This is a genomic window from Lysinibacillus sp. fls2-241-R2A-57 (genome assembly GCF_030209535.1).
GTDB lineage: Bacteria > Bacillota > Bacilli > Bacillales_A > Planococcaceae > Lysinibacillus.
In genome coordinates, this window is record NZ_JARVRU010000118.1 from 1 (window position 1) to 8,814 (window position 8,814).

Below are 8,814 nucleotides of genomic sequence, written 5' to 3' on the forward strand. Positions count from 1 at the left end.
GTAAAGAAAAAAGCACTTCATTCCTCCCACCTCTGAAGAAGTGGGCTTCCTGAAGGTCAATTCTGTGAAATCTGCACAATACGAAAAGGTTAGGAGGTGTAAATAATTATCTATTATCCGCTACTATGAATTGGTCTTCTATTATAGGTGTCATAGCCAAAGCAATGGGTATGATTTCCTTCATCTACTCTAATTCGAATGGACATGCCTTCTCCTACATTGGTGTTAATAGAAAACTGACCATTAAAGGCCTGGACCCGCTCTTGCATACCTCTGATCCCCATTGAATCAGCTAGAATGATATCATCCATCTTACATCCTACACCATCATCAGAATAATTGATTTCAAAACCATCTTCTTTTTCTACTAGATGAATTTCAACAGTATTGGCAAATGAGTGCTTCAAGGCATTGTTTAGCAGCTCTTGGAAAAGTCGATAAATCATCAAGTTTAAACGCTCATCCTCCAAGTAAAGACGATCGATTGTGTAAATTAAAACGAAATCGGCACGCTTATGTATTTTTTGAATAAGCTTCTCAAGCGCAGCATTTAATCCCAATGTATCTAATAAGGGTGGCTTCAAATTTTCACAGTAGCCTCTTAAATCATTCACTGATGTAATCATATGATCATGTATTTTAGTAAGGTTCGATTGAATATCCGCCTTTTTCTTTGCATGTATAAATACATCCATTTCTCTAGCAATATGGAGCTGCTCTTGTAAAATCGTATCATGAAGTTCTTGAGCTAATTGATATTTTTCTTCCTCAAATCGTAGCCAAAGTAGCTTACTAAGCCACGGCAGCTGACTTTTATCAGCTTCCTTCATATGCTTTAACTGTTCGAGAAGCTCCTCCACCATTTTTGTATTTTCTATAAAATTATTTAAATATAAAAGTAATAATTCAAGCCATAACAATTCCTCATCCTTTAGATAAATGGATTTATTATGGTCTACAACTAGTATTCTTTTATAATTAACATCTTGGTGGATAAAGGCAATATAAAAATGATCCGTTTTCTTTATATCTCCCAAGCGAAGTTTATCTAATAGTACTTCGTCAATTTGATTTGGTGTATATTCTTTTGATTTGCTCGTTGAAGTAACTTGATGTGTTTGCAAATCATAGGTTAATACGTAAACATTATCAATCTCAAGATGTACAGCAATTTCCTTAACAAATTTCTCAAGTAAGTCCTCAATTTTTACGACCCTTCCGATACTATCAACTGTCGTATACAATCGATGAATATAATCTCCTTTTGTTGAAAAAAGAATTTTTCGCTTTCGATAATCTACTTTCTCTTTTATGTAAAAAAGTGCTATTAACGACAAAAATGCAAAAAAGAATATTTCCGTCATTTTTGAAATAGATAAATCCGTAATCGAATAAAGGCCCATTAATAGCCAGATCGTAAAAGCAAATGAAAAATTAAAATAATGGCGTAAACGCGTAATAAAATATTCCATATCAAAGATACGTTCAGTGAGCTGTGTAAATATAAAGCTATAAGGGATTAGCATTAAGAATAAGGAGCATACTTCGGCAGATAGTAAATAATGATTAAATAAGATTACTGGTAGTGCATATAAAAAAAGGAAAGGTAAAAACGGAATAAAAACACTAATCAATAAAATTTTTAGTTGTGGCGTTTTATGTTTAAGATACCCTCTTGTCATAATACATAGTAGGATTGTTAAAAGCATTAAAAACATCCCCAGAATAATGTAAGAATGGATAAAGTAAGTAGATGGATAAATTACACTTAAAACGCTAATTAATATAGTAAATAAAGGAATTATATAAAGTGCTTTTACATTTTCAAAAAAGGCCCATTTTATATTTAAAAATTTAAAATATTCCTTCAAGAAATGAATTAATAGTACTAAGCACAGTAGCATAGTACTACGATTCACAACAATACCAACATAATCAAGTCTACTCGAAGCCCCACTACTAACATACGCTAAAGAAACAGTTAGAATAAATAGAATTAGTAAATTAATTAGGATGTTATTTTTTTGCTTATAATTTAAATACACTGTAATAAATAAACTAAGTAAATAATAACAAAAGGGAACTGCCAAAACATAATAAAATTGTTGTGGTATGTCTAAATGCTTTATTTTTACTTCAATAAGTTTTCCATCTGGCTTCATTACTAACAATTCATTTGCTGCTCTAATTACAGAATCATATTTTAGCTTAGTATCATATTCTATCCGAGTACCATCAACCTCTAAAATTGTATCTCCAGACATTACATGATTATCATCTGCCCATTTTTTGAAATATGGTTCAATTACAAACCATTGTCCATCTTTTTCCTGAACTTTAATATTTAAAGAAGGCGAGCTATAAGTTACATAGAACAGATATATACCGATTACTAAGTAGACACTTATAGCTAGCCACAACCATTTAATTTTTTTAAACCTTAGTACCAAATTAAACCTTCTGAACTGTATTCTTCATCAAAAGAATCCAGAATTGCCTTTTGTTCAATTTCTGTAACACCAAGTATAGAAGCTTTTTTTTCTTTTAACAAAGTTACTAACGACGGATTTTGCTCTAAATATTGAATCATGTTCATCATTACAAATCTCCTCATTTCATTAGTTATTTTCTTACATTTATTGCAGTCACATATTTTTTCACAAACTTGTTTTACAATTATTTTACAAGGTATTAATATCCAAATATGTAACTACAACTCCATTATACTATCTTATTACATATATTCAACAATATTTTCTACAAATTACTAAAAAACAATAGATAATGTAGTATTTTTGCTTAATATACATTTCCCCTCTTTAAATTATCAGATAATTATTACAAATATCTATATCCAAACGTGGTGACGGAAACTACGGAGTCATCGCCGGAAAGAAAAGCGACAACGACGGATAGAAGTCCCAAGGTGACGGATAGAAATTGCGGCGACGGAAACCATGGAGTCATCGACTGATAGAAGTCTTGGAACGACGGAAAGAAAGGCGAACACGATGGATAGAAGTCCCAAGGTGTATACATTCATTATTACAATATAAAAGTAAGCGCCAAACAGCGCCCACCTGTTACTCAGTGGGCGCTATTTGACGCTTACGATCGAAGCATATTTACACGCGAAGGCAATAAGAGATCGTATCGCCACTGCCTTCGCGATACGATTTCTATTACATGCTGTAAAGATAATAATAAAGTTTAGAAAAATCCTTTGCGATTAGAGAATCTCGCTCTATAAAAAATTGCATTGTGCCAGAGTCTGCTATCATGGCATATGTCTTTTTAGCATCGCCCTCCATATCTAATTGAAACAGCAGCTCAGCATTGCCATTATTCTCATCAAAACTATTTTTATCCATAAATGCATAGCCACCTATTTTCGTGCCGCTACCATCTGTTTGATCAAAATACTTTGAATATGCAGGGTTCTCCATTGGTAAGTCATATTGAACGGAGCGAGGATCTGTGTACGGTACTAATTCTTCTCGTAATGTTGCCTTAAATGCATAAGGACCACCAAAGATAATTGGTTCGCATAGCTCATACTCCATTTCCTCATCAGAAAAAGGCTCTATATCATGAGATGGCTCAAAGTCCGCATAATACCGACAATAATAACCATCCTCGTAAACACCATAATCCTCATCTGCCAACACAAAAAACTGTAGAAGCCCTTGCTGCGGATAATCTTCCAGCGAAGGTAACTGAGAAAAATTAAGCTGTGCCAAAAACATATAAGGTATGCCACTACTATGTACAGGAAAACTGTCACCTAACTTACAATAAGGTCTTCCACCTAATTTACTATCCGTATAAGTAACTGACTCCTCTACTGCTTGTAAAGCAATCACCTGCTTTAATGAATGCTTCATTATGTATCAATCCTTTCTCGTTGCTCTTAATGATTTCTCTTATTATACATACTCTATATGAGCAAAAAATCTTCAAATAATTCCCATCAAGTAAAATAAAGAAAGTAGCACCTCTTTTGGTTACGATTATTAATTCTTTAGAAGGTGTGTAGTATTTGGTGCTTCCATAAAAAACTTATTCCTACTCACTCTTTTGATTGGAATAAGCTTATTTAATATAACAATCTTTTACTCTTTTATAGTTAAAGGAACTACTGTTAATGCTTGTCCAATTTCCCCCATTGATTCAATTAGCTTTATAGCCTGAATGTATGGATAGTCCTTTACAAGTTCACAAGGAAGATTTTTTGAACACTTTAATAAATCCGAAGCAGATATCTTTATGTGCAGAACGTTTTTTATTTTGACTAAATCTTTTAATCCCCCATTCGGTGAAGCTGTTAACAGAATATTACAAGTATCAATAGGGTCACCTAACTCCTCGTCCTCTGTCTCACTAACACAGCCACTATCAATCCAACGTGTAAAATCTGCGGCTATGATAGTTGCATTTTGTGGATTCATATCTCCGGAACCCACCGCGAAAACCCTACTCTCTTCTGTATTGAGTGCCATTAAAAAGACAGTACCGCCTCCGTCATCACCGATAGCAAGATAACCTTTGGCATATTCATTTACTTCCCAAGTCTCGTTTCTTTCTATTATTTCTTCAGTCCCGTAAATCAACACACCACTGGCACTAGAAAGGGCATTAGTGTATTTAAGGAATGTTCTATATTCAGCGGGTAGTTTAAAGTTAATCATGTCTTCAATGGCAAGTATTTCTTTTTCGCTTGCTGCTGCATATTTATTTAAGTCCTTACTATTAGTTAAATCAAACATTTTTCACCATCCTGTGTATGTACAAAAAGAACACCCCAAAAGTTAATCTATTGATATATATTTAGCATCAATCGAGTCCACTAGCCAAACATTATCGTTTCCATAGTAAAATTTAACACCCTGGTCGTAGGCTTCCTTTGCTTTAATCTTCAATATTCGTGGTTCATGATCTCTTCTTTTTCCAACGAGCATAGCTGTCTCCAAATCGACTGATAAATGTACATATTGTCGTGTTTGTGGAAGTAGCCCCTCTATCATTATTTTCCCCAGAAATCTCTTAGCCGTACCATGGTACAATACATTTGGTGGTATTCTTTCTTCTTTTGCTATCTTATGGATACCATTTGAATGTCCATATAACGCTCTAATTTTATTACCCTGTATTTCATGTCGCTTCTTCTCTGCCATATTGACCATTTCAATAAAATCATTAACCTCTAACTTGCTCCACTTCGGAGTGGCTAAAAAAGCGGCTCTTAATTGTTCAAGCGAAACCCAGCCATCATCATCTATTTCTAACTCATATTGCCACGGAGCGTGTCGAAGTGCATACGAAACTTCCTTGCTTAATTCTTCATAAGACACGGTTTTAGTTACGTCAATCTTATTATTTGGATTCCAGCCTACCTGTAATAGTATATCTCTCGTTTTTACCGATAAATTCTCCATAAGTACTCTTTACCAATTCCCTCTCTCAAAATCATCATTATCTATTTCTTTAACAAATACCGATATCCACAATGCGGTATGCTCAATTGGATCAGTTTCAATATATATACCATTTGAACTAACATAGACTTCTTCAAAATCATCATATTCAAAACTCGGCTCTACTTGGAGCACTTCATCAATATGCATACCAATATGTATCTTGTTAAATAATAACCCTTTGTAATCTTTCAATGCCGTTATCTTAAAGAGCTTCCCATTCATCAAATTGAACCACAGGTCTACAGAATCTTTAATTTCATATCTAATAAAAAACGTTGTAACCAACCTTGACTTCTCATCCATATTAGCAATTAAATCGTAGAACTGGCTTATATGACTATAAAGCTTAATCCCTCCAAGTCCTACCCAAGGAACAATAGGTAAATTGTTATCAATCACTCCACTCACTCCCTTTACAGAAACTAGGATAAATTCTCTCTGTTTTGCTTTACTCTGAACAAATATCCAGAATATAAAAAACAAAGCATACTCCATGTTGTTTATTATGGTTGGGTATCAAGACCATCCAGTATTGGAATAATACCACTCGCACCCTCATTTATAAACATTAATTATAAATATTTACATATCCGTTCGGAAAAATCCTATTTCATATGGAAATAAATATTCATCCCCTTATCTATCTACCACAATTGTACTAGTCTCTATTTTTATAAATCTCTTTTTCATTCTTATAACAGCTGCACTCATTTCGTTTTCTTCAAATCCATTTATATTCCAAAATATCGAACGACCAATTTGTTCAAACATAAAAAGTTATGGATTTAGGGTATTGTTTTTTAGAAGCTATTCTATTTCTTCTCCAGGTAGGGCTTGGCACAATAATTCTAAGGCTTCGAAAATGTTATCACCAAATTTCACTAAGCAATAACCCATTTCTCCAAATACTTTCCCCGATTTAGACATAAACATCAACATATAAGTATTTCTTGCTTCACCAATTGCTATTATCGGCTCATTTAATCGTATTTCAATTTCTTCAAAATCCTCTTTTTCATAGTAATCACCATAAGCCTCTTCTGGAATTATATGAAATGAATCTTTATTTCCATTAGGATGTTGGAAATTACATTTTAATCCACCAAATTCACTTAACATTTTAAGAACACCGTGAAATGGTTGGTAACCTTTTGACTCTAAAAAATCTACTGTTTTCTTAATATCAATTTCTCTTTCAGGAAACCATCCCGAATTGGTTAAGATTTGTGTTGTAGTTTCAGAAAAGTTATTGTGCAATTAAAACATCCACCTTATTTATTTTCAACGCGTATAATTCTATTCTCCCCTTAAGAACGAGCACGCTGCTAAATTAACTTTGACTTTTTATTTTTGAGAAATTTACTATTGTTAATTTCATCAGTTTATTTCCATTAAAATTGAATATGTTTAATGGAACTTTATCAATATAATCGAGTCCAATCATTTTTGCTTGTTCTTTTGATATTAATTCTTTAAAACTATTCATTTATAAGAAACCTCAATGAAACTTTTATCGAGGCTAATCAATATTTATCCATTTAAAAACTGAGGTAAGTCGTTTATCCATTCTTCAAAGCTTGTATTGTATTCTTCAATATTAAAATCTTCACTAGAATAGTAATATACAGGTGATACTGGGCCGTATTTTGCATTTATACAAAAATAATCACCATTACCAATTTCGAAGAATGGGATCATATTTACATTCCAATGACCATTATTAATCTCATAATCATACACAAACGTAATTAAATCATTCCCATTATTTTTTCCTGTTGATACGTTTAAAATGCCTGGTAATACATATTTAGAAATTAAGATAAAAAAAGATTTAAACTCTTCCCCAAATCTACAATTAAGTTTTCTTTCCATTTCTCCCCAATCATTCAAAGAAGGTGGATCTAAGTCTTCCCATTCTTTTTCCAACACTTGAGATAAAACGGATTCCACTTCATCATATGTCATATTACATTACCTCTCTTTTTTTTATTAGAAAGTTTTGGATACGCAATAGCTTAATGGTAAGATCACTAGTATATCCTCGCAATCGAGATAAACTGCAGGTATGTATATTTCTCTTTTTCCATTTTCTCCATCAAGAATATACCAATTACTTTCATCACAAAAATTCTCTTCAACAAACTCGTTTTTTTCGTAAACAATCGCTTCAAAAAATCCATGAATTTCTTTATGTTTTTGTTACATATAATCCTTCCATTTAACCAACTACCATCAACATTAATATTTTTTATTTCTCCCAAACAGTCATTCAAAAAATAAAGTTTCAAAATATATTCTCCAACTTCAATAATTATGGTCTATTGTGAGAAAGCATTCTTTACCTTTCACAGGTGAGATAGATTGGTTTCTTTACTTATCTAAACTCGTTATACTTACTTCTAAAACGTCATCTAAACTCATTTCTAAATGATTATCAATAAAATAATGGTCCCTCCAATAAATGCTCTTCTTTGGATTTCACTCAAAAATAGCCACCCAATATTCATTGAAACTTTTGAAACTTCGACACTGATTAGTTCCAATCTCTAATGTTCATTCTTATATTGTTTCTATATTCCAATGCTAATTGTTCTGCTTGCTCTTTAGTTAACTTCATTATCTAATCCTCCAACATTCTTAGATAAAGTAGAATACTATTATTTAGAATTATCCTGCTAGATTTAGCTCTTTTGCTATTTCTTCCAGCTGCTCAATTTGTCTTTTCTATTAAAAATAGATTTTCTAGGTATTTAAACTTTTACAAGTATTTACTCTATTTATATCAATAATGTCGTTCACATCAAATTGATCAAATTTTTCAAGAAGAGCTCCAAATCCATACTTCAAGTGATAGTCCATTTCTTCTTTATAAATTGGCATTACCACTAGAAAACGAACTGATTTTTCTTTACTGATTTTTAATTCGAAAAAACTTTCATCTTCTCGTATAGGTGGTAATAATAACATATAACAAAAGTTAGTATTATTTGCTATTAACTCAGGTGGATCACCGTTCGGGATTGTATCGCCATAACAAAACCAAGTATCCATCTCATGTGTGAATTTCCCTAATTTTCTAAGCCATCCGAAAGGCCAATATTCATTAAACTCATGAATATTTTCTTTCATTACTGGCCAAGTTTTCGGGAGATACATTATAAGTTCAGTATATCTCCATTCATTTTCATCTAAAGGAACTTTTGCGGCAAACGAACTCATTCCATGCGTAATAATAGTATGAAAGTTTCTTTCTTCATTCGCTTTAAAAGTTATTAAGTTAACCACGCGTGTTGATTAACCAAAATTATACAGTATCGAATGATTTATGTTCCAATGA

General features: G+C 32.4%; 11 protein-coding genes. All 11 read right to left on the reverse strand.

Features of this window, described 5'->3' with window-relative positions:
• Positions 1–113: 113 nt before the first annotated feature.
• Positions 114–2,450 carry a sensor histidine kinase gene (locus QRN68_RS17785; protein WP_285398242.1) on the reverse strand — a complete coding sequence of 779 codons (2,337 nt, stop codon included), beginning with the start codon at positions 2,448–2,450 and terminating at the stop codon, positions 114–116.
• Positions 2,441–2,599 (reverse strand): competence pheromone ComX, encoded by a 159-nt coding sequence (gene comX / locus QRN68_RS17790; RefSeq protein WP_285398243.1) that lies wholly within the window; start codon positions 2,597–2,599, stop codon positions 2,441–2,443. Before comX ends, QRN68_RS17785 begins: the two co-directional genes overlap by 10 nt.
• 282 nt (positions 2,600–2,881) lie before the next feature.
• On the reverse strand, positions 2,882–3,028 hold the full coding sequence (locus QRN68_RS17795) for a hypothetical protein (protein WP_285398244.1): 147 nt from the start codon (positions 3,026–3,028) through the stop codon (positions 2,882–2,884).
• A gap of 154 nt (positions 3,029–3,182) precedes the next feature.
• Positions 3,183–3,884, reverse strand: coding sequence for a YwqG family protein (locus QRN68_RS17800; protein WP_285398245.1), 702 nt, complete (start codon positions 3,882–3,884; stop codon positions 3,183–3,185).
• Positions 3,885–4,112: 228 nt separating this feature from the next.
• The gene (locus QRN68_RS17805) at positions 4,113–4,766 is read right to left on the reverse strand and encodes an SMI1/KNR4 family protein (RefSeq protein ID WP_285398246.1); all 654 of its coding nucleotides are present in this window, start codon (positions 4,764–4,766) and stop codon (positions 4,113–4,115) included.
• A 42-nt stretch (positions 4,767–4,808) separates the two neighbouring features.
• Positions 4,809–5,351, reverse strand: a complete 543-nt coding sequence (locus tag QRN68_RS17810) for an RNA 2'-phosphotransferase (RefSeq protein WP_285398252.1) — start codon at positions 5,349–5,351, stop codon at positions 4,809–4,811.
• Positions 5,352–5,444: 93 nt separating this feature from the next.
• Positions 5,445–5,876 carry a hypothetical protein gene (locus QRN68_RS17815; RefSeq protein WP_285398247.1) on the reverse strand — a complete coding sequence of 144 codons (432 nt, stop codon included), beginning with the start codon at positions 5,874–5,876 and terminating at the stop codon, positions 5,445–5,447.
• A 237-nt stretch (positions 5,877–6,113) separates the two neighbouring features.
• On the reverse strand, positions 6,114–6,248 hold the full coding sequence (locus QRN68_RS17820) for a hypothetical protein (protein WP_285398248.1): 135 nt from the start codon (positions 6,246–6,248) through the stop codon (positions 6,114–6,116).
• A 36-nt stretch (positions 6,249–6,284) separates the two neighbouring features.
• Positions 6,285–6,734, reverse strand: a complete 450-nt coding sequence (locus QRN68_RS17825) for an SUKH-3 domain-containing protein (RefSeq protein WP_285398249.1) — start codon at positions 6,732–6,734, stop codon at positions 6,285–6,287.
• 273 nt (positions 6,735–7,007) lie between these two features.
• A complete protein-coding gene (locus QRN68_RS17830) occupies positions 7,008–7,442 on the reverse strand; it encodes an SMI1/KNR4 family protein (protein ID WP_285398250.1) in 435 nt (144 codons plus the stop codon).
• Positions 7,443–8,219: 777 nt separating this feature from the next.
• On the reverse strand, positions 8,220–8,762 hold the full coding sequence (locus QRN68_RS17835; protein ID WP_285398251.1) for a suppressor of fused domain protein: 543 nt from the start codon (positions 8,760–8,762) through the stop codon (positions 8,220–8,222).
• Positions 8,763–8,814: the final 52 nt, after the last annotated feature.

What these genes read in the sequence shown, in the direction of transcription:
- comX (WP_285398243.1), bottom strand. Translation starts at nt 2,599, where the DNA reads ATGATGAACATGATTCAATATTTAGAGCAAAATCCGTCGTTAGTAACT.
- QRN68_RS17800 (WP_285398245.1), bottom strand. Translation starts at nt 3,884, where the DNA reads ATGAAGCATTCATTAAAGCAGGTGATTGCTTTACAAGCAGTAGAGGAG.
- QRN68_RS17805 (WP_285398246.1), bottom strand. Translation starts at nt 4,766, where the DNA reads ATGTTTGATTTAACTAATAGTAAGGACTTAAATAAATATGCAGCAGCA.
- QRN68_RS17820 (WP_285398248.1), bottom strand. Translation starts at nt 6,248, where the DNA reads ATGTTTGAACAAATTGGTCGTTCGATATTTTGGAATATAAATGGATTT.
- QRN68_RS17830 (WP_285398250.1), bottom strand. Translation starts at nt 7,442, where the DNA reads ATGACATATGATGAAGTGGAATCCGTTTTATCTCAAGTGTTGGAAAAA.